General features: G+C 41.9%; 22 protein-coding genes. 17 read left to right on the plus strand and 5 right to left on the minus strand.

Annotation, left to right across the window (positions count from 1 at the left end; genetic code table 11):
* Positions 1-8: 8 nt before the first annotated feature.
* Positions 9-1,994, minus strand: a complete 1,986-nt coding sequence (locus BN3282_RS06030) for a BglG family transcription antiterminator (protein ID WP_059067453.1) — start codon at positions 1,992-1,994, stop codon at positions 9-11.
* 261 nt (positions 1,995-2,255) lie between these two features.
* Between BN3282_RS06030 and BN3282_RS06035 the strand changes: the two genes are divergently transcribed.
* The 8 genes from BN3282_RS06035 to BN3282_RS15005 are packed head-to-tail and all read left to right on the plus strand — an operon-like array spanning position 2,256 to position 7,809.
* Positions 2,256-2,708 carry a PTS sugar transporter subunit IIA gene (locus BN3282_RS06035; protein ID WP_059067456.1) on the plus strand — a complete coding sequence of 151 codons (453 nt, stop codon included), beginning with the start codon at positions 2,256-2,258 and terminating at the stop codon, positions 2,706-2,708.
* A gap of 57 nt (positions 2,709-2,765) precedes the next feature.
* Entirely contained in the window at positions 2,766-3,122 is a 357-nt protein-coding gene (locus BN3282_RS06040; protein WP_082667488.1) for a PTS sugar transporter subunit IIB, read from the plus strand.
* A gap of 25 nt (positions 3,123-3,147) precedes the next feature.
* On the plus strand, positions 3,148-4,548 hold the full coding sequence (locus BN3282_RS06045) for a PTS galactitol transporter subunit IIC (RefSeq protein ID WP_059067458.1): 1,401 nt from the start codon (positions 3,148-3,150) through the stop codon (positions 4,546-4,548).
* Entirely contained in the window at positions 4,548-5,618 is a 1,071-nt protein-coding gene (locus tag BN3282_RS06050; protein ID WP_059067460.1) for a 2-hydroxyacid dehydrogenase, read from the plus strand. The genes BN3282_RS06045 and BN3282_RS06050 overlap by 1 nt, the downstream gene beginning before the upstream one ends.
* A 20-nt stretch (positions 5,619-5,638) precedes the next feature.
* Complete coding sequence (locus tag BN3282_RS06055) at positions 5,639-6,295, plus strand: L-fuculose-phosphate aldolase (protein WP_059067462.1); 657 nt, start codon at positions 5,639-5,641, stop codon at positions 6,293-6,295.
* The gene (locus BN3282_RS06060; RefSeq protein ID WP_059067464.1) at positions 6,292-7,317 is read left to right on the plus strand and encodes a zinc-binding dehydrogenase; all 1,026 of its coding nucleotides are present in this window, start codon (positions 6,292-6,294) and stop codon (positions 7,315-7,317) included. The genes BN3282_RS06055 and BN3282_RS06060 overlap by 4 nt, the downstream gene beginning before the upstream one ends.
* A gap of 19 nt (positions 7,318-7,336) precedes the next feature.
* The gene (locus BN3282_RS06065) at positions 7,337-7,636 is read left to right on the plus strand and encodes a hypothetical protein (RefSeq protein ID WP_059067466.1); all 300 of its coding nucleotides are present in this window, start codon (positions 7,337-7,339) and stop codon (positions 7,634-7,636) included.
* Between the two features lie 26 nt (positions 7,637-7,662).
* Positions 7,663-7,809: a hypothetical protein gene (locus tag BN3282_RS15005; protein ID WP_162858221.1), complete on the plus strand. Its 147-nt coding sequence runs from the start codon at positions 7,663-7,665 to the stop codon at positions 7,807-7,809.
* Between the two features lie 51 nt (positions 7,810-7,860).
* Here BN3282_RS15005 and BN3282_RS06070 read toward each other — a convergent pair whose 3' ends face one another.
* Positions 7,861-8,301 (minus strand): hypothetical protein, encoded by a 441-nt coding sequence (locus BN3282_RS06070; RefSeq protein WP_059067468.1) that lies wholly within the window; start codon positions 8,299-8,301, stop codon positions 7,861-7,863.
* A 195-nt stretch (positions 8,302-8,496) separates the two neighbouring features.
* Here BN3282_RS06070 and cls point away from each other — a divergent pair, with 195 nt between their 5' ends.
* From cls to BN3282_RS06085, 3 genes are all read left to right on the plus strand, one after another.
* Positions 8,497-9,981: a cardiolipin synthase gene (gene cls / locus BN3282_RS06075; protein WP_059067470.1), complete on the plus strand. Its 1,485-nt coding sequence runs from the start codon at positions 8,497-8,499 to the stop codon at positions 9,979-9,981.
* Between the two features lie 86 nt (positions 9,982-10,067).
* The gene (gene tig / locus BN3282_RS06080) at positions 10,068-11,150 is read left to right on the plus strand and encodes a trigger factor (RefSeq protein ID WP_059067472.1); all 1,083 of its coding nucleotides are present in this window, start codon (positions 10,068-10,070) and stop codon (positions 11,148-11,150) included.
* Positions 11,151-11,180: 30 nt separating this feature from the next.
* The gene (locus BN3282_RS06085) at positions 11,181-12,050 is read left to right on the plus strand and encodes an aldose 1-epimerase family protein (RefSeq protein WP_059067475.1); all 870 of its coding nucleotides are present in this window, start codon (positions 11,181-11,183) and stop codon (positions 12,048-12,050) included.
* A gap of 23 nt (positions 12,051-12,073) precedes the next feature.
* Here the strand turns inward: BN3282_RS06085 and BN3282_RS06090 are convergent, their stop codons facing one another.
* The 3 genes from BN3282_RS06090 to BN3282_RS06100 are packed head-to-tail and all read right to left on the minus strand — an operon-like array spanning position 12,074 to position 16,138.
* Positions 12,074-12,928, minus strand: coding sequence for an alpha/beta hydrolase (locus tag BN3282_RS06090; RefSeq protein ID WP_059067476.1), 855 nt, complete (start codon positions 12,926-12,928; stop codon positions 12,074-12,076).
* Positions 12,929-12,947: 19 nt separating this feature from the next.
* Positions 12,948-14,516, minus strand: coding sequence for a response regulator transcription factor (locus BN3282_RS06095; RefSeq protein WP_059067478.1), 1,569 nt, complete (start codon positions 14,514-14,516; stop codon positions 12,948-12,950).
* Positions 14,513-16,138, minus strand: a complete 1,626-nt coding sequence (locus tag BN3282_RS06100; protein WP_205408528.1) for a sensor histidine kinase — start codon at positions 16,136-16,138, stop codon at positions 14,513-14,515. The genes BN3282_RS06095 and BN3282_RS06100 overlap by 4 nt, the downstream gene beginning before the upstream one ends.
* A 311-nt stretch (positions 16,139-16,449) precedes the next feature.
* Between BN3282_RS06100 and BN3282_RS06105 the strand changes: the two genes are divergently transcribed.
* Genes BN3282_RS06105 through BN3282_RS06130 form a run of 6 tightly spaced genes read left to right on the plus strand, consistent with a single transcriptional unit; the run spans position 16,450 to position 23,719 of the window.
* Positions 16,450-17,220, plus strand: a complete 771-nt coding sequence (locus tag BN3282_RS06105) for an alpha/beta hydrolase (RefSeq protein ID WP_059067483.1) — start codon at positions 16,450-16,452, stop codon at positions 17,218-17,220.
* Between the two features lie 15 nt (positions 17,221-17,235).
* On the plus strand, positions 17,236-18,045 hold the full coding sequence (locus tag BN3282_RS06110; protein ID WP_059067485.1) for an alpha/beta hydrolase: 810 nt from the start codon (positions 17,236-17,238) through the stop codon (positions 18,043-18,045).
* 15 nt (positions 18,046-18,060) lie between these two features.
* On the plus strand, positions 18,061-19,602 hold the full coding sequence (locus tag BN3282_RS06115; RefSeq protein WP_059067486.1) for a stalk domain-containing protein: 1,542 nt from the start codon (positions 18,061-18,063) through the stop codon (positions 19,600-19,602).
* Positions 19,592-21,082 (plus strand): CE1 family esterase, encoded by a 1,491-nt coding sequence (locus tag BN3282_RS06120; RefSeq protein ID WP_059067488.1) that lies wholly within the window; start codon positions 19,592-19,594, stop codon positions 21,080-21,082. Before BN3282_RS06115 ends, BN3282_RS06120 begins: the two co-directional genes overlap by 11 nt.
* Positions 21,083-21,095: 13 nt before the next feature.
* Positions 21,096-22,613, plus strand: coding sequence for a CE1 family esterase (locus tag BN3282_RS06125; RefSeq protein ID WP_242866610.1), 1,518 nt, complete (start codon positions 21,096-21,098; stop codon positions 22,611-22,613).
* Complete coding sequence (locus tag BN3282_RS06130) at positions 22,613-23,719, plus strand: carboxylesterase family protein (RefSeq protein ID WP_059067491.1); 1,107 nt, start codon at positions 22,613-22,615, stop codon at positions 23,717-23,719. The genes BN3282_RS06125 and BN3282_RS06130 overlap by 1 nt, the downstream gene beginning before the upstream one ends.
* Positions 23,720-23,726 lie beyond the last annotated feature (7 nt).

Here is a 23,726-nt window from a genome sequence, read left to right on the forward strand (position 1 = left end):
TCCTCCTTTTATATATTTTCGAGTAATATGGTGATTAATTTTTCCGGGGTCTGCGCATGCAGGATACGTTCCATGAATTCTTTTTTGCGAAAGACTTCCATCAGTGCAGAAACATAGCGTACTTGCGTGTTGACATCCGTAATACCGATCATGATGATGAGAGATACGGGATCATTTTGCGTATGATAAAAAGAGACAGGTTCCTGTGGACGATAAATACTGCAGCAAAATTCTAGAACGCCGTCCGTAGGTGCGGCGTGAGCCAATGCGACGCCAGGACAAAAGACAAAGTAGGGACCGTTTACATCTACAGAATGTTGAATGGCATCTACATATTGTGGTTGGATTTCTCCTTTTTCAAGAAGTGGAATCGCCGCTTTAGAAAGAGCGTCACGCCAGTCTGTACATGGAATATCCAAGACGATATGATCCTTTTTTAAAAACTTTGTAAAATCCATGGAAGAACGTCTTGACGTTTGGCCTGCCTTGGAACAACGATTTTGTTTGTGAACAGCAGCTAATGCTTTTTGTATGGAAACGATGTCTATATCCTCTAAGATAGGAGAAACATTTATCCAGTTAACGTGTTCCAATTTTAAGGGCACAGTACTGATCAACAGATCGAACTTTTTTTCTTTTAAAATAGTCGGAAGTTTATGAATCGTGGTTACTTCAACGACTTCCAGATTAAAAGTCTCCAAAAGCCGGTCAGCCAGATAGTTTGCTGTTCCTATTCCGACATGGCATAAAACGATGACTTTTGGTTTTTGGATTTTGCGGTTTTGACGTTCTATTTCGGCGACAATATACAGGAGTATAGAAATAAGTTCAGATTCTGTGCATGCTCTGCCGATACAACGTTCTATGATGGGTATATGTTTCTTGACAATCGCAAAATAGTCTTGGTAATTTTCTATGACCTCGTCGGCTGCAATCTCACCCTTTTGAAGAGTACCATTACGCAGGCTCCAGATATGTCGGGTAAGCATAATGGACAGCTTCTGGTTATTGGAAAAAGTACAGTGCAGATCATCCTCTATGCTGTGCAGAAACTGATGTACCTCCATATAAAAATAAAGATCCACAGAATGTTCGAAATTTTGAAGTATGTCAAAATGACACAGATGCAAATGCCAGGCGAGATAAAGCAGGTCGTTTTCTGTATAGGAAATATCAAAAACAGTATGAAGATCTTCCAACATAGTATAAGCAATTTTTCCAACAGCGGTATTTTTTAACTGCTTGTCAAGACGTAAGGAAGGATCGATAGTATAGCCTTCCATCAGACTTTTGCACAAAACGGCCAGAACGAAGACAGTCTGTTTATAGGAGATGTCGGCAATAGGAATGTCATATTGATGTTCAGCCTTTTGAACGATATGGCAGATTTTCGGCAGTATATGGTTTAAATGAGCTATCATTTCTGTATGGAAAAACAAATTTCCTTCTGTATCTAAAGGATTCCAATTCCCCAGATAAGGGAAGCAGGTGGCGCAGATGATTTCCTGCCTTTGTGTCTCGGTTATCTTCAGATTGTATCCACGGGCAGTGTTGGCTTCAAAGCGGACATTATATTGCTGGAAATACAACTTTACCTTTTCTATATCATTTAATATCGTGGCGCGGCTGACAAATAGAATATCGCACAGTTCCATTACGGTGATAGGTCTGTGCAGATCAAGCAGTATCAGCACAATCGCCAGCAGCCTGTCATCTGGGGATAAATGGAATTCATAAAAACCACTCTTATTTATACGTTCCCAAATTTGTTTTGTCTGAACAGAAGTCCCTATATAAGTAAGACCGGTAGTGGTATGTTCGATCAATGGAGAAAGGCCGATTCCTGTAATATACTCTTCTAAAGAAACACAGTAATTCCGAATAGAACGGGTGCTGACCTTTAGAATTTCTGCTAATTCATCATAGCTTCTGCATTGGTTAGGGCAGCTGCTTAATTCCTGGAACAGATCACTTTGCTTTTTATTTATATTCATATTTCTGGAACCTCCCTTCGAAAAATATTTTTGGGTTTGTTACAAATGCTGCATAAATATGCGCGATAGCAAGAGTTACTTAGTGTAAAAATATTATAATATTTTTCTGCTTAAGGGAGAAGTCTAACTTTCTCATGAAAAATTGAACAAAGTTAGACGCTTAATTCGGAAATGTTTCTGCTATAATTACTAAAACAAACAAGGAGCTCGTTTTGCAAAACAAAGTCTGTTGTTTCAATAAGGGGGAAGGAGGAGGAAAGAGTGATTCAGAAAGATTTGATTTATATCCATTTAAAAGCAGATACAAAAGAAGAAATTATCACGCGGCTTGCGGATAAACTGCTGGAAGCGGGAAAAGTAAAGGACTCATTTAAAACAGCTGTTCTGAAAAGAGAAGTGGAATATCCGACAGGTCTTCCACTGGGAAAGTATAATATGGCAATGCCCCATACATTTGCAGCGCATGTAATCGAGCCTACAATCGCAGTAGCAAAGTTAGATGAACCTGTTCTATTCACAGAGATGGGAACGAAAGATACAGAATTACCGGTTTCTTTGGTCATGATGATGGCAATTTCAGATCCACGTGAACAGGTGGGTATGCTGAAAAAAATTCTTCGCATTTTCTCAGAAGAGGCTGCTTTGGAAGCTCTTATGAAAAGTGAAGATGTCGATGAGATGTATAAAACATTGCGCTATATTGACGAAAAATAAAATCCTGTTGCTGCAGGTATAGAATTCTATGTACTGACAAGAAAAGGAGGAGACAGCATGTTGTTTAAAAAGAAAAATAAGGAAGATCATCAGGAAAAAACACGCAGAGGAGAGGGGAAAACAGTAAGAGTTCTTTCTGTATGTGGTTCGGGAACAGTCAGTTCTACAATGATTGCCGTGAAGATGCAGGAGCGCTTTGAAGAGCTGGGGTATAATTTTGAAGCAATGGAAGTCAATCCAGGGGGAGTAAAAACAGCATTGATGTCAGGAAACTATGATTTTATCGCCTATACGAGTCCTGTTGAAGAAGAGGTAGATATACCTATGATCAATGCAGTGAATTTTATGACGGGATTTGCAGAAGAAGAATTTATGGAAGAAGCGTTGAAAGTTTTGGAGGAATTGGGAAAATAATGAGAGAGAAAAGGAGGAGAAAGATATGTTAGAAACTTTATCGAATGTATTTGATACTTTTGGAGCGTCAGTATCTGTACCGGTCATTATTTTTATTATTGCAATGGCTATGCGTGCGAAGCCCAGCAAGGCCTTTCGTTCTGCACTGCTGGCAGGCGTTGCGCTCACCGGTTTTAGTTTGATGATCAATGCTTATATGCCTAATATAAGTGGGATCGTAGATAAAATGGTAGAAAATACAGGTGTAAATCTTCCGGTATTAGATGTAGGCTGGCAGGCTTGTGCGCTTGTTGCATATTCTACGGAGATTGGCATGGCATTTTTAGTAGTGGCAATTGTGATACAGCTTATTTTATTTACAGTAAAATGGACGAATATTTTTATGCCGTCTGATTTATGGAATACGTATTCTTTTATGTTATGGGGCTCTACGCTGTATGTGGCGACAAAAAATGCCTGGTTATCCATGGGATTGATGATTTTAATGAATCTGTATGTCCTTTTATTTGCAGAGATATTGGCGCCTTGTTTTTCCTCTTATTACAATTACCCGGGATGTGCTCTTACTGCACCGCACCATGTAGAAGGTGTTCCGTTCTATGTGATTGTGAATTTTCTGATGAATAAGCTTGGATTAAATAAAGTGAACATAAATCTGAGTACAGTGCAGAAACGATTGGGACTTTTTGGGGAACCTATGGTATTAGGGTTGTTTATAGGTTTTATTTTGGGCTTTATAGGAAATGTACATGATCTGGGGAACTTGGCATCTTGGGGAGAGATCGCGACTTCTGCGATCAGTACTGCGGCAGTGATGGCTATTTTCCCAAAAATCGCCTCCTTATTTGCCGCGGCATTTACTCTGCTGACAGAATCTACGAAAGGTGCGGCGAAAAAACACGGGAAAGGCAGAAAGTGGTATCTTGCTGTAAATGATGCGACGGGATATGGGGAGCCGGCAACGATCATGGTCGGTACTTTGATGATTCCGATCATGTTGGCGCTTGCATTTGCTCTGCCCGGAAACCGCGCGCTTATTATGGTAGACTTGATCGCTATGCCATATTGTATGATCCCAATGATTAGTATTTCTAAGGGGAATATGCTTAAGACATTGATCGGAACGATGTTATATTTCTCCTTGGCATTATATGTATGGGGATGGATGGCAGACTTATATACAACAGTGGCAGTGGACGTAGGTTTTACTCTTACAAGTTCCACAATGCTGATAACCAGTACTTGCTTTATGCCGTTTTTGGCTCTTTTGTTTGCAGCGTTTTTATCCCAGAATCCACTGTGGATCGCTCTTACAGTCGTTGTATATTTTGCTCTTTTTATTTTCTACAAAAAGAATAAAGAGGCAATTACAAATTATATGCTTACCTGTAATGATGTAAAGACAGCAAATGAGGTGAGTGCCTGATGACAAATAGCAAAATCAATGTAATTTCACGGATCGTCGTTGTGGGAGATGCATACGTATCAGCACAGATAATGGAAGATGCTGTGAAGAAACTGCCTTTTTGGGGGGCGGAAGTGATCAGTTTGACATGGGGAACAGGGGATAAAGAAGAATTTACAGAAATGCAGACAGCTTTGGAGAGTAAGGGACCGGATGCGGTTCCTTACCCGAATGGATTAGAAGAGGCGATTCGGGATGCGGATATACTGATCGTCCATTTCTGCCCTGTGCCAAAAAAATTAATCTCCTGCTCCCATCGTTTAAAAGCAGTGGGTATATGCAGAGGCGGTACAGAAAATATCGCAGTTTCTGCTCTTACAGAAAGAAAAATACCATTACTCCATATTATCAGAAATTCGGAGGCAGTGGCAGAATTTACTCTTGGCATCATGCTGGCTGAAACGCGCAATATTGCGCGTGCACATCATAAGATTTGTGAGGGGAAATGGGAGACGCAGTTTTGGAATTCGGAATTTACTTCTACTTTAAAAAATATGACAGTAGGAATTATAGGGTTGGGAAACATAGGCGCTCTTCTTGCCGAAAAACTGCATCTACTTGGTGTGTCGATGATAGGATATGATACTTATCTCAGGGAAGAGGAGATGGACAGACTGCCAGTGAAGTCAGCGGAAACTATGGAGGAAGTATTTCAAGAGGCGGATATAGTCACGGTGCATTTGCGATTGACAGCAGAAAATCATGGGATTATTGGCAGAGATCTTCTTAGTTTGATGAAGCCAAAAGCATACTTGATCAATGTGGCAAGGGCAGGTCTGATAGAGGAGAAGGCTCTGATAGAAATATTGACAGAACATAAAATTGCAGGAGCGGCATTAGACGTATTTGAGCAGGAACCTCTTCCGTCAAACCATCCGTTTATGCAGATGGATAATGTTACATTGACGCCGCATATAGCAGGGGACACTGTGGATTCGATCGCATTTTCTCCGTACACACTTGCGGAGGCTTTATATGGATATTTTGTTAATGGGGATAAGAAAAATATATGCAATAAGGATGTGCTTTAACTAATAAGGAGGTAAACATCATGCGAATGGAAAAAGAACGTAGGGAAATCGTGGAACATCTTCAAAAGTTGATCACACATGGACTTACAAAAGGAACGGGTGGAAATATCAGTATGTATAATCCGCAGGAAAAACTCATGGCGATCAGTCCAAGTGGAATGGACTACTTTACATTATTGCCGGAAGATATTGTTCTGATGGACTTAGAGGGAAACATAGTGGATGGGAAGAGGAAACCTTCCAGTGAGCATGAGATGCACAGTATTTTTTACCGTGAACGGAAAGATATTTATGCAGTCGTCCATGCACATAGTACATATTCCAGTGTGCTTGCATGTTTAAACTGGGGAATCGAACCATGCTCTTATCTGATTGGATCGGCAGGTGGAAATGTACGTTGTACAAAATATGAAACTTTTGGAACATATGAACTTGCCCGGAGCGCTTTAGAAGGAATGCAGGATCGATATGCAGTTTTGCTTGGAAATCACGGCCTTTTAGCAGGCGGCGCGGATCTTCCCACGGCTTTTGATAATGCAGAAGAAATTGAATTTTGCGCGGAAATCTACTATAAATGTAAAGTGGCGGGCGATCCAGTACTGTTGACAGGGGAACAATTGGATGTTGTGTTGAAGAAATTTGAAACTTATGGCGTACAGCCGGAGGAAGAAGAATGAAAAAGGTAATGTTCTATGGACCAAAGGACATTAAGATCGAAGAATGTGAAATTCCGATTCCGGGATATGGAGAAATTGTCGTACAAAATAAGGTGGCACTGACCTGTGGGACAGATGTGAAAACATATATGAGAGGATATCCGGGGGATATTCCCCCTTATGGGTTTGGCCATGAAGCGTCAGGAATCATATATTCTGTTGGAGAAGGGGTGACACAATTCCATAAAGGGGATCGGGTCGTATGCCATAATTCGGCGCCATGTCAGGAGTGCTTCTACTGTAAAAAAGGAATACACTCGATGTGTGAGGATATTCTGTGGAATATGGGGGCATTTTCTCAGTACCAGTTGATTCCGGAAAGAATCGTGAAGCAGAATACATTTTTATTGCCGGATTCCATGAACTATGAGACTGCGGCTTTGATGGAACCTCTTTCCTGTGTGACCTATGGCGTTGAGAATGTGGGAGTGCAGCTTGGAGATACAGTTGTAGTAAATGGAACGGGCCCAATCGGATTGATGTATATTGCACTTCTTGTAAAAAAGGGAGCCAGGGTTATCGCAACGGATCTATCAGAAGCAAGGCTTCGTGTGGCAAAGAAAATGGGAGCGGCAGAGATCGTTAACGCCGCTTTTGGAGATACGGTGGAGCAGGTGAGAAGATTGACACCGGATGAAAGAGGGTGTGATGTCGCGATCGAGGCTACTGGGTATCCAGAAGTATGGGAGAAAAATATCCGTATGGCACGAAAGGGAGGGACTGTACTCCTTTTTGGCGGCACAAAGGCAGGAACGAATCTGGTGGCAGATGCGAATCTGGTACACTATTCCCAGTTAACAATAATGGGGCTGTATCACACGACACCGCGCTATACAATGGCAGCCTTTGAGATGTTGAAAGACGGTACGATCAAAGCGGAAGATTTTATATCAGAGAGTTATCCCTTACGGGAGATAGAGATAGCTATTTTAGAACATGCAAAAGGACAGTGTATTAAGAATAAAATTATTCTGAACGAATAAAAAGGTGGGAGGTCATGCTATGTTGGCATTATTAGGCGCATTTGGGATTTGCTTTATATTGAGAGGTGCATTTATGTTTGCGGGAAGAGGTATACCAAAAGGAGTGCTCGAACGGCTTTCGGATAAAGAACAGCTTAGGGGCTGGTACAGAGGTACAGGCAGCGTACATATTTTGTGGGGAGTTTGTGCTGTGCTGCTGTGGTGTGCAAATACCTTTTCTGCGATTTCCATTTATGCGTTAATTGCAGTCGTAATCTGTGCAGTGTCCAGTATTATTATCTCATGTAAAACTACGTATACTTATTCGAGGACTTCATAGAAGCCTTCTAAGCGGGTGGGTCTTACTTGGTAAGATCTGCCTATTTATTGTATATACGCTTTGTGGTCGTTTCCGGACCTAAAAAACATCCTGCTGTGTGCCCAAAGAAAGAACTATTAGTTATTATCATCAGCCTGGATGGATATACGAAAATATGCCCTGCGCTGACATAGGTGAATCTTTCCCTATCTGTCAGAACAGAGCATATTTTTGTCATGTGATATTTATTTGCCTCTTAAGCGGGCGAAAAACCCTTTTTTCTTCTGTGGTGTTTCAAGAGAACCACGCAGACCTTTAACCCCAGTTATGTAAATTCCGCTGATGACGGCTTTTACTTCTTTTTTGACAGGGATCAAAGGAAAAATCTGTGCGTCGCACATCAGTGTCATGATCTTAGGACCGACTTTAGCCTTTACGACAGGAACTTTTGCACGTCGGAGATATTTGGGGGTGTTTTCCAAAACAGCGGATGGAAGACCCGAATCCCGCAGACGCATTTTTCCTTTATCGATGATCAGCATACTGACTGTCTGAGCGATAGCGTCCATCTGTTCTTTTTGTGCCGCCTGCTTTTTCTCTGCTTTTTTCCCCATTACATATAAAACAATGACTGCGATGATCAATATCCCAAGAATTACAAGCATTATTATCAATGGTGTACTCACGATAGAACCCTCCTAATTACTCTGTTTCGCAAGTAGTATTGTATCATTGTTTGCGGACAAGTGCAAGCAATTTGATATTTTGGGGTTACTTTTCCCATATAAAGCGAGTATACTGTTTGTGTGACTTGCTTTTCTGCTTCCAGATTGCGGGAAGCAGAATATGGTATGCAGAAGAAAAGGAGTTTTTATCAAATTATGAGTGTAGCAGAAACAATATGGAATGTATTGGTGGCAGGGTATGACTTTATTATGGACAATCTGCTGGTCATTAACATACTTCTGTCTTTGGTTATTGTTTTCTTTCAGAGAAGATCGCCCCAGACAGTCTGGACGTGGCTGCTTTTGTTGTATTTTATTCCAATCCTGGGCTTTCTCCTGTATCTTGTGATCGGGCAAGACTTTCATAAAAGCAGGATGTTCAAGGCAAAAGAAATAGAAGGGGAGTTAAAATATGCGGTGCGGCGGCAGGAAGAGACGATATACAGAAAAAAACTGCGGCTTGCCAATCCAGAGATGGCACGTTTTAAAGACTTGATCCTGTATAACCTGGAAGCGGGAGAAGCTGTCCTGACAGACAACAATGATGTACGTATCTATACAGACGGCAAAGAAAAATTCCGGGATCTGATCGAGGAGATGAAGAAGGCGAAGCGGTATATCCATCTGCAGTATTATATCATACGGAATGACGAACTTTGGCAGGAGATAGAAAAGGTTCTTTTGAAAAAGGCAAAAGAGGGTGTAGAAGTCCGTGTGCTTTTTGACAGTATGGGCTGCCGTACAATGCACAATAAAGACTGGGAAAGATTGGAAAGAGCAGGTATTCAAGTGGCAGAGTTTTTCCCGGCTCTGCTTGGGCAGCTCCAGCTGCGCGTCAATTACCGGAATCACAGGAAAATCGTCGTGATCGACGGTAGGATCGGTTTTGTAGGTGGTTTTAATATCGGACGAGAATATCTGGGACTGGATGATAAGAAGTTTGGCTATTGGAGAGATACCCATCTTTGCATAGAAGGAGCCGCTGTGACTTCACTTGCCGTCCGGTTTGTATTAGACTGGAATTATGCAGCGAAAGAAAATCTGTTTTTGGAGGACAGATTGTTTGAGATACCGAATTATGTAAGACATGGAAGGGATCCCGTTCAGATCATTTCCAGTGGTCCAGACTCGCAGATAAAAACGATCCATGATAATTATCTGCGTTTGATTCACAGCGCAAAAGATCATGTGTATATACAGACCCCCTATTTTATACCGGATGAATCCATTTTTGACGCATTGAAGATCGCTAGTCGGTCCGGGATAGATGTCCGTATCATGGTTCCATGTAAACCAGATCATCCGTTTGTCTATTGGGCGACGTATTCTTATTTGGGAGATATGGTTGCGGCGGGAGCAAAGTGCTATGTATATAACAATGGCTTTCTGCATGCGAAAACACTCAGTGTGGATGGAATGGTAGCCTGCGTAGGGACTGCGAACATGGATATTCGTAGTTTTGGTCTGAATTTTGAAGTGAATGCGGTGATCTACAGTGAGCGTACTGTGCAGCGGTTGGAGAGGACATTTGAAAACGATATGACACAATGTACCCATGTGACAAGAAAGATCTATGATCAGAGAGGGCTTGTCATACGGACGAAAGAACAGTTTTCGCGACTCCTGTCTCCGCTTTTGTAGAAGGAACTTTTCACCATAGAAGAAATGTGGTATAAATATAGGAAGTGCAAAAAGAAGATTACAGAAAAACATAGAAGGAGAAGAACATGAAAAAGAAAATAGTTGCAATAATGGTAAGCATGATGCTGGCAGTATCTGTCATAGGCTGCAGCGGGGAGATTTCAAATGATTATGTGACGATCACGCAGTACAAAGATCTGGAAGTTCCACAGGCGGCAAGTACGGAAATCACGGAGGAAAAGGTAACGAATGTGATCCAGAGCAATCTGGAATTGGCAGCAGAAAAAGAGACGATCACAGACCGTGCCGCACAGGATGGTGATACAGTGAACATGGATTATACAGGAACTGTGGACGGCGTGGCTTTTGAAGGGGGTACGGCTGCCGGAGCTACCATCGAATTGGGCGAAAATAACGGATATATAGGAGCCACAGGAGATTATAAAGGCTTTGCGGAGCAGATAGTAGGGCACAGTACAGGGGAAGAGTTTGACATTACAGTACAGTTTCCGGAAGAGTATAACGCAGAGCTGGCTGGAAAGGTGGCGAATTTCCATATTAAGATCAATGAGATCTATCAGATGAAAACGCCGGAACTTACGGATGCGTGGGTAAAGGAAAACAGTGAGAAATCGAAAACAGTAGAAGAATATAAAAAAGAGATTAAAAAGCAGTTGGAAGACGAAAACCAGGAATCTGTAGATGGGGAACTGCAAAATGCTGTAATGGAAGTATTCTTAGAAAAAGTAGAAGTAAAGAAATATCCGAAAGGTGAAGTGGAAGAACAAATACAGCAGGTAACAGACTATTATAAAGAAATCGCTGGAGCATATGGGATGGAATTTGAAGATTTTCTTACTACATATATGAATGGGATGACCTTGGAAGAATTCAATAAACAGGCAGAAGAGGCGGCGCAAAATGTAGTAAAGAGAAATGAAGCGGTGAAACTGCTTGCTGAGAAAAAGCATTTAGAGCCTTCTGAAAAAGAATATGAGGAAGCAATTAAAAAATATGCAGAAGAAGCAGGGGCAGAAGATTTGGACGCATTTAAGGAACAATATGGGGAAGAAGTCCTTAAACAAACTGTGCTGCTGGAAAAAGTGGCAAAATATCTGGCTGATAACTGTATCCAAGTAGAGAGTTCAACTACAGAAGAAACAAAATAAGAGCAGCTATACGCAGGCGGAGGTGTTGTGATGAAGCTGGAAAATGAAAGACTCTGTGTGGAGATTGCAGAGCGGGGAGCAGAAGTCGTAAGAATCTATGATAAGAAGAAAGAGCAGGATATTCTGTGGGATGGGAAACCGGAATTTTGGAAACGTCATTCCCCGATTTTGTTCCCGAATGTAGGAAAGACATGGAACAATAAGGTTCTTTTTGATGGGAATCAATATCCATCTTCACAGCATGGTTTCGCAAGAGACAATGATTTTCTCTGTGTGAGGGCAGAGGAAAAAGCGGCTGTCTGGCTTCTGCGTTCTTCTGAGGAGACAAAAGAAGTATATCCATTTGAGTTTGAATTATATATTATGTATAAGCTGGAAAAGAACCGTTTGTATGTAAAATGGGAAGTGAAAAATCATTCCGGAGAAAGTATGTATTTTACGATCGGAGGACATCCTGCATTTTGGTGTGCTAAGGGAATGGAAAGCAGAAATGACTGTTATCTTAAGTTCCCGGGAAAAGACAGATTGGAGTATATAGGGGTCGATCTGCAGACAGGAACGGCGCTGCCAGAGACAAAAAGAAGCCTGGAATTAAAAGATGGATATTGTAAACTCTCAGATGAACTGTTTGAATTGGATACGATGATCTTTGACGGCGGACAGATCGAGGAAGCCTGGATCTGCCATCTGGATGGAACGCCTTTCGCAGGAGTGGAATGTAAAGATTTCCCGAACTTTGGTATCTGGTCGGTGAAAGACTCGCCGTTTGTGTGCTTGGAGCCATGGGCAGGAAGATGTGATAACCATGGTTTTGAAAAAGATGTGTCAGAAAAGCCAGGTATCAATCGGGTTGAACCGGGCGGAAGCTTTCAGAAAGAATATGCGATCGTGGCGGGGTAGAAATCAAGGAGTGGATAAAGCTGTTACCTTTTTAGAGGCAACAGCTTATTTAATGCGATTTTTATATATTCATCCCAAAGTATAAAATCATGTCTATATCCCTCCGGACAGATATAGTTTACCGGATACCCCAGTTTTTTAAGTATTTCTACATCTTTTTCTACACGTGTTCTGATAAATTCATCCGAGCCGCAGACGATATGAAAATCGCACACAGGTTCACCGCTCTGTATGTTCTTTCGGGCAATGCTGTAGAGGTCGTAAGGAGAGTCATCTAACTGTTCGGCATCTCCAAAAGCAGCGTTATACAGTGGAAAATGATTTTTAAAGTGGTCTCCGTTTAATTCCTCTTTCAATGTTTGGGTAGAAAGTGTCATGCCGATCCCGCCGGATATATCCACACAGGTATGGAAAAGGGAAGGATGCATTATGGCTGTGCCGAGAGCTGCATTACCGCCCATTGCATATCCAATGATGAAATTATCTTCCCGTTTTGGAGAAGAGGCGAATAAGGATTGGATGACCACAGGGAGTTCTTCGGATAAAAAAGTCTGGTATTTCGTTCCGTATTGTGTATCGATCCCAAAAGAATTGCATATATTCGGTGTGACAAGCATGACGTGATTTTCCTGTGCGTATCGTTCCGCGTTGCTGTACCGATAGGTTAATGTATCATCGTCGCCGCCTCCGTGGATCAAGTATACTGTTTGAAATTTCATCCCAGGCGTATAGACTCTGGAACGCTGTCCCTCCATGCTGAGCGGGGAAGCGGCAGGAGACTGCTGATAATAACTGTAGCTATCGGTGGGGTACACGATTGAGACATCCACATAATGGCCTAAACATTGACTTCTGAAATTAAAACGCATGTAACTCATATAGTCATCTCCTTTTCTGTCATGAATGGTGTTCACTGCAATTTTTACGGTATTCGCTGGGGGTAACGCCTTCATGTTTTTTAAACATTTGTGTAAAGTGTGAAAAGTTGCTGTATCCTAGTTCGGACGCTACCATACTGACCGGGATATTTGGATTCTTCAACAGATCTTTTGCGGCCTCTACTTTGATGCGCAATATGTAGTTTTTTACATTTTCTCCGGTTTCTTTTTTGAACAGTTTTGAAAAATATTCCGGACTGAAACATACGTATTCTGCCACATCCTTTACAGATATATCTTTGGAAAGATTGGCGAGAATATAGTCGATGGAGCGCTGTACGGTATCTTTTGATTCATCTTCGCAAGAAGAGGAGGAGATTGCGTTGATCAGGTAAGAAATCCCTGTTTTCAAAGCTTCTACATCCTTAAAACAGCTCATGTAATCGTTATAGCTGTAGTCTTCTGAAAATAAGCTCATAATATCTATTTTATGATTATATGAATAAATAAAAAAGAGCTTTGTCAGTTCCTGATGAAATTGGGACAAGGCTTCCAGATTGAAGTGGTTCAGGAAGGCGTTGTATTCCAAGAAGGAAAATATATTTTCCTCCAGTGCTGCAAATTGACTGTTGTCGATCAAACGTGTCCAGCGTGCCGCGTTTTCAGAAAGGCTTGTATTATCAGGAATGGATATGTTTTGTTCTGAAAAGTAGAGCCCAGGTCTTTTTGTGACATTATTTAAGGCGGTCTGATGGGCAGGCAGTATAAGCTCGCGGATATTTTTTATCTGATCGCAGGGCGTAATATAGCAGGACAATTCATTGGAAATCTGAGTTGTAATATCCTGATAGAAGGCGTCAAAAAGCTCTTTGGGAATACATTCCAAAGAGGGCGTGTTCGTGACGAGCAACAGTACGAACTGTCTAAAGCGGTTCAGACAGATCAAAGGGTATACCCCTTGCACGGTGAAAGCTCTTGCTGCACCTTCCATGAGGGTGACGAATAAAGAAGAATCTGAAAATACAGGGTCAGTAGAATGTAAATAAGGATAGATATCAATAATGACAGCCTGTACAGTAGATTCGGCGTTGACCGTATATCCCATCTGGTTCAAGGACACTAAAGAGTGCTGTTTATTAGATGGATTAGAGGAAAATAAGTTTAATACAATATTGCTGAGCGTTTCCAGATGGTAATAGTCGGAAAGCTGCTTTTGTGTCAAAACTTTTGAGACAGCGCGTGTTAAGGTGCTTTCTATTTCGTGATAAGGAGCCGGCTGCACAATATAATCGAAACATCCAAGTTTCATGGCTTCTTTAGCATAGTCAAAAACCGCATGAGAAGTCAGAAGAATACGGATGATAGAGGGATAATTTTCTGCCACCCACTTATTTAATACCAGACCGTTTTCGCCGGGCATTTCAATATCAGACATAAGAATGTGTATTTTGTGAGAACACATGATCTGCTTGGCATCTGAAACATTCGTAGCAGTATAAACATGATTAATCTTCAGCAGATCAAAATGGATGCCATGCAGCAGTCCGTCCAGCACAGAAGTCTGATCGTCTACGATTAAAATATTCATTTTTCTGATTCCCCCTTAAAAGCCGATGGAAGTGTTTCGTGCAATTCTCCCTTTATAGGCAGATAGATCAAAGCACAGGCGCCTCCGGAAGGTTTATTGTAAAAAGCAAATTGATAATTGGATTTATAGATCAAAGAAATCCTGCGTTTTAGATTGGAAATTCCTACGTGTTCTTTTGCATACATATCATTTTCAGCATTGTTGAGACGCTCTAATATCTCTGGGGCATATCCAATCCCGTTATCGCTTAACATGATCTGCAGAACAGGTTCGTTGTGCAAGACTGCTGCCTCTATTTTAACATCAAAAATAAGCAGGTTTCCGGATTGTTTATTGTATTTGGCTGTATTTTCTAAAAATGTCTGTATGAGAAGAACGGGAACCTGACATTTCAGAAGCGCGTCATCTACCTGTATATTCAGGATAAAAGGATTCACCCGGTCCAAAAGTATAATATTATAGTAATCATTGACTTCAGTTAGTTCCGACTGTAAAGTGACAAGTTTGAGATTGTCATGGAAAATGTATCGCAGATGATTGGAAAACGCGATGATCATTCTCTGCATTTTTATATACTGCTTGCTTTCCAGCATATTGTACAGGCTCTTTAGGCAGTTTATGAAAAAATGAGAGTTGGTCTGCAGCTGGTAATACTGCAGCTGTGCATGATTTTTTTCAAATGCTTCAGCCTGCTTTTCGTTAGTCAGGAGTATTTTCTGGTTGATCAGTTGTGCCAGTGCAAGATTGATGTTTTGGTATTCTATGATATTACTGTGACTGTATTCCAGGAAGGAAGAAGGATCATTTTGTTCTAAGTGTTTTGTGGCAGCGTTGATCCTGTCCAGGGGATAGAGCAGCATTTTGTTAAAAACATAGACCGTATAAAGAATGATCCCGCAGGATATAACAGCAATGATCACAAATAAAATCGTAGAAATTTTCACGAATTCTCCCATATAGTTTGACTGGAAAATGCAGAACATATAGATGTCGGTTCCATTTATAGGCGCAGTCATGATATAACGCTCGGAAAAGAATGTGTTTTTGGGATGCTTTACCTGTTCCAAGGTGATGTTTTTTGTCAGGCTGTTGTGTTCAATGAGCAATTGCCTGTTATTAAAAAAACCAAACTGCAAAGAAGTAGAATCTCCGCCTACATAATCTAAAAATTCATAATTTTCCAGATCTATGGCAGTGCAGACATAGAAATCCCGTACTTTTAAAGCCCGCATAAGAATGGGGTGGTACCCCTCTTCAAATAGCAGCCATTGGTTGTATTCCGTGTGTGTATCCTGCAGCCAGTACGTCTTCAGCAGATCGTTCAGCTGATAAATATAGCGAGGGGCATCGCGAAAAAAGGTTTCTCCGGAAACGGAGGCAGCGATCCGATGTTCCTTGTCAAATATAAAAATACTCTCATAGGGAGCTACCTGTCGTTTCAGCATTTCAGTCACATTATACTGCAATGTTATTCTTTCGGTATCCTGTAGATTTTTCAGAGTCAACAGTTGGAAGGACTGATCGGAATAACATAATTTTTGCTGGAATGTAGCGACCTGCTTCATTTCTGTCTCCAATAATTGAGAGTAATACTCAATAGTAGAAGAGGTATTGTACTCCATCTGATCAGAATAAGACGTAACTATAATGATACAGTAAAAAATAAGTATAGCAGAACTACACAGGAGAAGGAGCAGAAGATAACGGTATAAAAATTTTCGGATAGAATAGGAAGTTTTCTTCTTAAAAAGTGTCATAGGCACCTCTCTGTATAACGTTTACACATAGCTATATAGAATATATTAACAAAGGGGAAACTCCAAGTCAAGAAATCGACAAAAGAAGCCGGAAAAACGAAAATGTAAACGTTTGACATTTTGGGAAGGCAATGAGAAGATAGTAGTAGAAGATAAGAAAAAGGAGGAGAAAATAAATGGCATATTTAGAAGTAAATGCGTTGTCTGTGATCTTATGTGGTTCCTTTCGGGCCAATGTGTATTTGCCGGAAATGGATAAGTTGGATCTTACAGATGAACGGCATGAAAAGAAGTATCCTGTACTATGGCTTCTTCATAGCGAAGGCGGAAGTTCCTTGGATTGGAATAAGACAATGGCGGAACAATGTGCGGCGGAATTCGGCATCTTTATTGTGGCGCCGGACGCACAACATTCTTTGTGCAGCAATATGGAGTATGGTCCTCAATATGAAGAATTTCTCTCCAAAGAATTGCCGGGCATTATCAGAAATAATCTGCCGGCGTCCGAAAAGGCGGAGAAAAACTGGATCGGCGGAGTGGGAACAGGAGCCTATGGAGCTGTGAAAGCCGCAATCAAACATCCGGAGGTGTTCTCCAAGTGTATCGCTATGGACGGGATTTTTGATATGGAACAAATATACCGGCAGGCAAAGAGAGGAGAACCCACAGACATTTTTCATACAGAAGAATCTTTGAAAGCCGTTTTTGGAGATCTGCAGACATTTTCAGGAAGCGGGCATGATATATATGCTCTTGCAGACAACTGCAGAGAAGGAGAATTTTATATCGCGGGGACAACAGGATCTGTCCGCGCAAAAGAAAGGCAGCGTCTGGCAGAAAGTTTAAAGGAAAAGGCTTGTTACGTAAAGACAGAAGGGGAAATCATGGATTTTGGAGAGCCTGCAGTACTGCGTAATGCGATCAAATGGCTGCTTGCTGAAAAATAAAGGAGGAGAGAGAAAATGGCAAATTTCAGACTGCACTATTTTTCAGAAGTGCTGCGGATGAATGTAGGAGTCAATGTGATTATTCCGGAAAATACATGGGGACACTCGTTGGCAGACAGGCCGAAAGGCTACAGATATCCGGTGCTTTGGCTTCAGTCGGGAGGCGGTTTTGACTATACAGATTGGCAAAGGTATACGGCTTTAGAACTGTATGCAGCCGAAGCAGGTATTGCGGTTGTGTGCAGCGGAACATATTGTTCGGGGTACATGGACACAAAACATGGGGATTTTAAATACTTTACACAGTTATCGGTTGAAACTCCGGCAGTGGTAAGGCATTTATTTCCACTCTCGGAAAAACCGGAAGAAAATTATATAGCCGGTTTCTCCATGGGAGGATACGGTACACTCAAATGGATGCTGCGTGATCCGGAAAAATTCGCTGCATTTGGTCTGTTTTCCGGGATTAAAAATGTGCCGGAGATAATCCCGGAAAAAGAAGACAGGGAAGATCCGTTTTACATGTTCGCTGCGGCCTTTGGAGATGCCAAAAATACATTGGGGACAGAAGACGACGTGGTATATATGTTGAAGAAACAGATAAAAGCGGGTAAGAAAATGCCAAGAGGATACATGGCTACGGGAGTAGAAGATACACATTATGAAGATAATGTTGCTTTTATGGATAAATACGAATCTTTAGGACTGAAGTTTGAAAGAGTTATCGACCATGGAGCCCACAATTGGGAATATTGCAATCGCCATGTCAAGAAATTCCTGGACTGGCTGGATATAAAAGAAACCTTTCAAAGAGAGGCTGAATAGCGGGAAGGAGCACAGATGGGAAAGATGTTTTTAAGACCCGGAATACCGGATGATGCCAATCGAGAGTATTTGCCGGAAAAATTAAAAGAATCAGAAATTGTAGTGAATGAAAATGGAAATAATTCTCAGCCATATCCGAAAAATCTAAGGGAATTCCATGGTGTGGTCGCGGACGGTATAGAAGATGAATGGTATGTATATGTACCGGACAGTTATCAGCCTCTGGAAAAGACACCATTGGTCCTTTCTTTGCATGGCGGAATGATGACAGGCTGGGGACAAGCGGTGTATACTTCCTGGACTTTAGCGGCAGACAGAGACGGATTTATTGTTGTATTTCCGAATGCAAATTATAACAGATTCTGGCAGGTACAGTGGGCAACCTGGGAGATCGATCCGGATAAAAAAACGCCGGGATCCATGGAAGGTGAACCGCCGGGAGTACGGCCCTGCCCAAAAGATATAAAAGAGAATCATGATATTAAGCTGCTTTTGGGTCTGATCGATCTTATGAAAAAGACCTATAATATCGATGAAGGCAGAATTTTTATGCAGGGAATGTCTATGGGGAACATGATGACCGGATTGTTTGCGAGAAATTTTGGGAATGTCCTTGCAGGTGCGGCAGGTTCCGGTGCGGCGGCGTTCTTATCTCTGGTGTTTGATAAAAACGAAAAAATTATAAATACGGGAGGGCCTCTGGCTATCTGGCAGTCCAGACCGGAACGAAATGACATTCCTCCGAACCGAGAATTGGAAAAGAAAGTACATAAATATAACCGTTTGTATTGGATGCGCATCAATAGATGTGAACATATTCCGCAGATCACGATCCAGGGGGAGAACAATCTGGCTTTTTACAAAGGAGAGAAAGCGGACGTGGTCTATTACGATATTAAGAACCGGGATCATGGGCAGACATTTGATGATGCCGCCTTGGTGTGGGACTATCTCTTTTCTGGAATCAGACGGGAAGAGGATGGCAGTATCTCTACTCTGCAGCCAGTACGTGAGAGGAAAGGGGATGTCTTTGCGTTTGCCGTTACCACAGACAGTGAAAAAGTATGGTTTCACAATCGTATTGAGGAAATGACAGGGAAGGTACGCAAGTGGAAGAAGATGAAATATCATGGTCTGGACGGGGGACAGAAAGTAAGGGGAGAATACCATATGGTCCCCTTGTCCTTTTTGGCAGAAGCTTTTGGAGCGGAACTTACGTATACCCAGCAGAACTTGGCGGCGTATGTAAAAATGCCGGATGGGCGAGAAGTACAGTTTGCAAGGGGAAGTATAGGTTGTATCATTGATCAGTCTCTTGTGCAGATGTATTGTGAGGCTCTGCACCGAGATGGAGAACTCTATGTTTCTGCTGCGTGGTTTTCGGAATATATAGGCAATATGCATGTTTCAGAGTGTGAAGATGTCCTGTATGTGACCGATCATGCCAGTCAACTTTCGGCTAATATGGCAGATCTGATCAAAGATATGCTGCATGGGACGATCATACCGGAAAATTATGATGAGATGCTCTCAGAGGAGGAAGAAGATGGAAAATAGAATACAAATATTACCGGGAACGCCGGATGATGATAACAGAGAATATCTGCCGGAAAAGATAAAAGGATCGGATATTGTTGTAAATGAAAATGGAAACAATTCTCAGCCATATCCGGAGAGACTTCTGGAATTCCACGGTATCATGGGGAATGAAACGGAGGATGAATGGTATGAATATGTACCGGAGTGTTATGATCCGTCGAGAAAAACACCTCTTGTATTTGCCATGCATGGTGGTCTGATGACAGGCTGGGGACAGGCAGTGTACACTTCCTGGACAATGGTTGCAGAACGCGATAATGTGATCATCGTATTCCCTAACGCACATACCAGAAGATTATGGACACTGGAAGCAACGGAACTCGAACGAAAAGTAGACGAACAGATGCCGGATGACATCAAACAGAATTTAGCGGATAATGAGGAGAATCCGGATATTAAATTCGTGTTTGCACTTCTGGAGTACCTGAAAAAGAAATATACGATCGATGAAGAACGGATCTTTATGCAGGGGATGTCCAACGGAAATATGTTTACCTCCCAGTTTGCCAGATATTTTGGAAATGTTTTGACAGCTGCTTCCGGCGCAGGTGGCGGCACGCCCAATCCCCGGATTTTGTACCAGGATGGAAAATTAAAAAATGAGGCGGGACCGGTCGGTATGTGGACATCTATTCCGGAAAAGAACGGATGCCCGCCGTGGTGTGAATTTGAGGATAAACTGATCTATCAATATACGAGAGCGTATTGGAATACATTAAATGGGTGCAGTACAGATCCGGAAATCCGTATTATCGGAGAGGACGCATTTGCCTTTTATAAAGGCGAAAAAGTAGATACGGTATTTTTTGAGATCAAAAACCGCGATCATGGCCAAACGTTGGATGAGGCGGCGATCGTATGGGATTATTATTTTTCCGGACTTAGAAGAAAAGCAGATGGAAGTATCGTAGATGAAGGTTCTCGTATCCCGCGTAAAGGAGATGCTTTTGCAATCGCAGTATCCGCGGGAAGTGAAACTGCATGGGTGGCAAATAAACGTGTGAAAATGAAAGTGCCCGCAATACAATGGCAGAAGTTAAAATATCATGGATTAAACGGCGATCAGAAAGTCAGAGGAGAATATTTGTGCGTACCGATCTCTTTCATTGCTCAGGTATTTGGATTGGAATATACCTATGAACAGGACGGAGCCGTTGCCTATCTGTACTTGAAGGACAAAAGAGAGTTGCAGTTCGCCAGAGGAAGTATTGGCTGTATCATAGACAATGACATTCGCTGTATGTATTGTGAAGCATTGCATAGAGATGGAGAACTTTGTATTTCATTGGAATGGTTTACGAGATGTATAGCTAATCTGTGCGCCTCTAAGTGTGACGATGTTCTTTATGTAACAGACCATTATGCGCAGCTGGGAGAAAATATGGCCTTCCTTATCCACAACCTGCTGCATGATATAAAAGAAGAAGGTCTGCAATAAAAAAGAATATAGGATGAAAGGATGTGAAAAGTCGAGACAAAGTCTTCTCGACGAGGATATGGCAGAGGTAAAGATTTTGCCGGGTATACCGGATGATGCAAATAGAGAATATCTTCCGGAAAAATTAAAACATACAGATATTGTTGTGAATGAAAATGGAAATAATTCCCTGGTATATCCCAAAAGACTGCAGGAATACAGGGAAATCGTGATCGATGGAGTGGAGGATACCTGGTATGAATATGTTCCAAGTACGTACGATCCTTCAAAAGAAACAGCTTTGGTGATCGGTCTTCATGGAGGTTTGATGACGGGCTGGGGACATGCGGTCTATACTTCCTGGACATTGGTGGCAGAGAGGGAAGGTTTTATTTGCCTTTTCCCGGATGCGCATGAAAAAAGAATGTGGGCAAATTATGGCGTGTTTGATAATTTTGATCCTGCAGCGGCTCCGGATCTGCCGATCATACAGCCGCCGGATAAGATAGAAGAAAATCATGATATGAATATGATCCTGGCATTGATTGAAAAAATGCAGAAAAAATATCATATTGATCCAGGGCGTATCTTTATGCAGGGAATGTCTATGGGAAATATCATGACCGGACAGTTTGCACGGCAATACGGGCATATTCTGGCCGGCGCCGCAGGATCGGGAGGTCCTTGTGAACTTAGGATGCTGTTCGATGAAGAAGGAAATCTTATCAATAAAGCAGGGCATCTGGCTATATGGCAGTCTAGGCCGGAGAAGAATGGACTGCCGCCCGGAAAAGAGTATGATGAATTTGAGATTAATAAGAAGAATCGTATCTATTGGATGAAAATCAACGAGTGCGAAGAAATACCGCAGATCCGTATTATAGGAGAAGATAATTTCGCCTTCTACAAAGGCAGGAAGGCAGATCTTGTGTATCTGGATATAAAAAACAGAGATCATGGCCAGACGTTGGATGAAGCTTTTTTGTATTGGGATTACTTATTTTCTGGTACAAGGAGAAATGCAGATGGTACGATCACGCATGAAAAGAGTAAATTAGAAAGAATCGGAGATGCATTTGCTATTGCTGTCGCAGAAGGATATGCTAAAGCATGGTATAAAAATAAGGTCGTGCCGCTGCATGCAAAAGTGGTGAAATGGGATAAATTGAAATATCACGGACTGCAGGGAGCGGAATTGGTCAGAGGTTCTTACTTGTGTGTTCCTCTTTCTTTCCTTGCGGAAGTATTCCATGCGTCATATGAAGAAAAAGAAAATGGAACGGTTGTAAATATGCGGCTGGAGGATGAAAGACGCCTGCAGTTTGCGAGAGGAAGTATCGGCTGTGTGATTGATGATACGCTCAGAAGTATGTACTGTGAAGCGATTCAAAGAGAAGGTGAGCTTCTTGTTTCGATAGAATGGTTTGTCAAATATTTTTATGGTCTGCATGTATCTTTTTGTAATGGAGTCATGTACATTACAGATCATTTTGTGGATTTATCGACATTTATGGCAGACTTGATCAAAGGTTTGTTTGAGGAGGAAAAATGATGAGGAAAGTGAGAGTATATACCCATATAGATGACTATGGGCAGACAGTTGACAATATAAAATTTATAGAAGATAATGAAATAAACGACAAGGATACTGCATTTGAGCTGCAGGGACATTACTGTGACCTGAGCGGGAAAGCTCTGTCAAAAGGAATTTTATCTGTGGAGAAAGAAAAGAACAGTATCAATTTGCGAGTAGACCCTTTTCTGTACAGATATGATTTTAAGCTGACGGGCAAGATCGGAGAGGAAAAAATCTGTGTGACAAAGCAGGAGATAGATGAGGTTATTGTAGAAGATCTGGATACATTTGTTGAAAAAGAGGAAAATGGTGTTTCCTATCGTTTGTATGAACCGGAAGGGAGAGACCCCAGGCCGCTTGTGCTTTTCTTACATGGAGGCGGAGAATGTGGTGCGGACAATCTTATACAGATGACAGGGACTCTGGGAGCTTTGAAATTGGCGCAGAGATGGCCGGAAATGTATATTATGGCGCCGCAGGCTCCGGCAGGAAGCTTAAGCATGCAAGAGAATTTCGAGGTCATGAAAAAGCGGGGTAATCCTTTCCGCGTGGAAGTGGGGATGACTCCTTTTGCTTTGAAAGGAGAACGTGGATGGAACCGAGACTATCTGGGAAAGGTAACGGATATCATTCGACAGATGATCAAAGAAGGAAATGTAGACGGTAGAAGAGTGTATGTGATCGGCATGAGTATGGGAGGCGGCGGAACGATCAATGCGGTTTCGACAGCGCCGGATCTATTTGCGGCAGCGCTTCCGATCTGTCCGAGCATGAATGGAGAAAGCTATACACAGCTGCTGCATTGGCCGGATGTACCTGTATGGATCTCTACGGCGTATATGGATCATCAGCATGGCCGGCACGCATACATTTTGAATGCCTGCAGTCACTTATGGGAACAGGGAAGAAAAGATGTGAAATACACCATATATCTGCCGGAAGAACTGGAGAAGTATGGAATTGGAACAACGCCGGGACTGACGGCAAAAGAGCTGGATGCGGAAAATCACAATAGTTGGATCTTAACTTTGCACAACGAAAAAGGAATACTAGACTGGATGATCTCACACGTAAAAAAATAAAAAGGAT

Source organism: Mediterraneibacter massiliensis, assembly GCF_001487105.1.
Taxonomy (GTDB): Bacteria; Bacillota; Clostridia; order Lachnospirales; family Lachnospiraceae; genus Mediterraneibacter; species Mediterraneibacter massiliensis.

Excerpts from the sequence above, each read along its gene's own strand:
- BN3282_RS06040 (WP_082667488.1), top strand. The coding sequence starts at position 2,766 with ATGTTGTTTAAAAAGAAAAATAAGGAAGATCATCAGGAAAAAACACGC.
- BN3282_RS06110 (WP_059067485.1), top strand. The coding sequence starts at position 17,236 with ATGGCAAATTTCAGACTGCACTATTTTTCAGAAGTGCTGCGGATGAAT.
- BN3282_RS06030 (WP_059067453.1), bottom strand. The coding sequence starts at position 1,994 with ATGAATATAAATAAAAAGCAAAGTGATCTGTTCCAGGAATTAAGCAGC.
- BN3282_RS06100 (WP_205408528.1), bottom strand. The coding sequence starts at position 16,138 with ATGGAGTACAATACCTCTTCTACTATTGAGTATTACTCTCAATTATTG.
- BN3282_RS06095 (WP_059067478.1), bottom strand. The coding sequence starts at position 14,516 with ATGAATATTTTAATCGTAGACGATCAGACTTCTGTGCTGGACGGACTG.
- BN3282_RS06130 (WP_059067491.1), top strand. The coding sequence starts at position 22,613 with ATGAGGAAAGTGAGAGTATATACCCATATAGATGACTATGGGCAGACA.
- BN3282_RS06090 (WP_059067476.1), bottom strand. The coding sequence starts at position 12,928 with ATGAGTTACATGCGTTTTAATTTCAGAAGTCAATGTTTAGGCCATTAT.
- BN3282_RS06055 (WP_059067462.1), top strand. The coding sequence starts at position 5,639 with ATGCGAATGGAAAAAGAACGTAGGGAAATCGTGGAACATCTTCAAAAG.
- BN3282_RS06120 (WP_059067488.1), top strand. The coding sequence starts at position 19,592 with ATGGAAAATAGAATACAAATATTACCGGGAACGCCGGATGATGATAAC.
- BN3282_RS06085 (WP_059067475.1), top strand. The coding sequence starts at position 11,181 with ATGAAGCTGGAAAATGAAAGACTCTGTGTGGAGATTGCAGAGCGGGGA.
- cls (WP_059067470.1), top strand. The coding sequence starts at position 8,497 with ATGAGTGTAGCAGAAACAATATGGAATGTATTGGTGGCAGGGTATGAC.
- tig (WP_059067472.1), top strand. The coding sequence starts at position 10,068 with ATGAAAAAGAAAATAGTTGCAATAATGGTAAGCATGATGCTGGCAGTA.
- BN3282_RS06065 (WP_059067466.1), top strand. The coding sequence starts at position 7,337 with ATGTTGGCATTATTAGGCGCATTTGGGATTTGCTTTATATTGAGAGGT.
- BN3282_RS06105 (WP_059067483.1), top strand. The coding sequence starts at position 16,450 with ATGGCATATTTAGAAGTAAATGCGTTGTCTGTGATCTTATGTGGTTCC.
- BN3282_RS06115 (WP_059067486.1), top strand. The coding sequence starts at position 18,061 with ATGGGAAAGATGTTTTTAAGACCCGGAATACCGGATGATGCCAATCGA.
- BN3282_RS06045 (WP_059067458.1), top strand. The coding sequence starts at position 3,148 with ATGTTAGAAACTTTATCGAATGTATTTGATACTTTTGGAGCGTCAGTA.
- BN3282_RS06060 (WP_059067464.1), top strand. The coding sequence starts at position 6,292 with ATGAAAAAGGTAATGTTCTATGGACCAAAGGACATTAAGATCGAAGAA.
- BN3282_RS06125 (WP_242866610.1), top strand. The coding sequence starts at position 21,096 with ATGAAAGGATGTGAAAAGTCGAGACAAAGTCTTCTCGACGAGGATATG.
- BN3282_RS06050 (WP_059067460.1), top strand. The coding sequence starts at position 4,548 with ATGACAAATAGCAAAATCAATGTAATTTCACGGATCGTCGTTGTGGGA.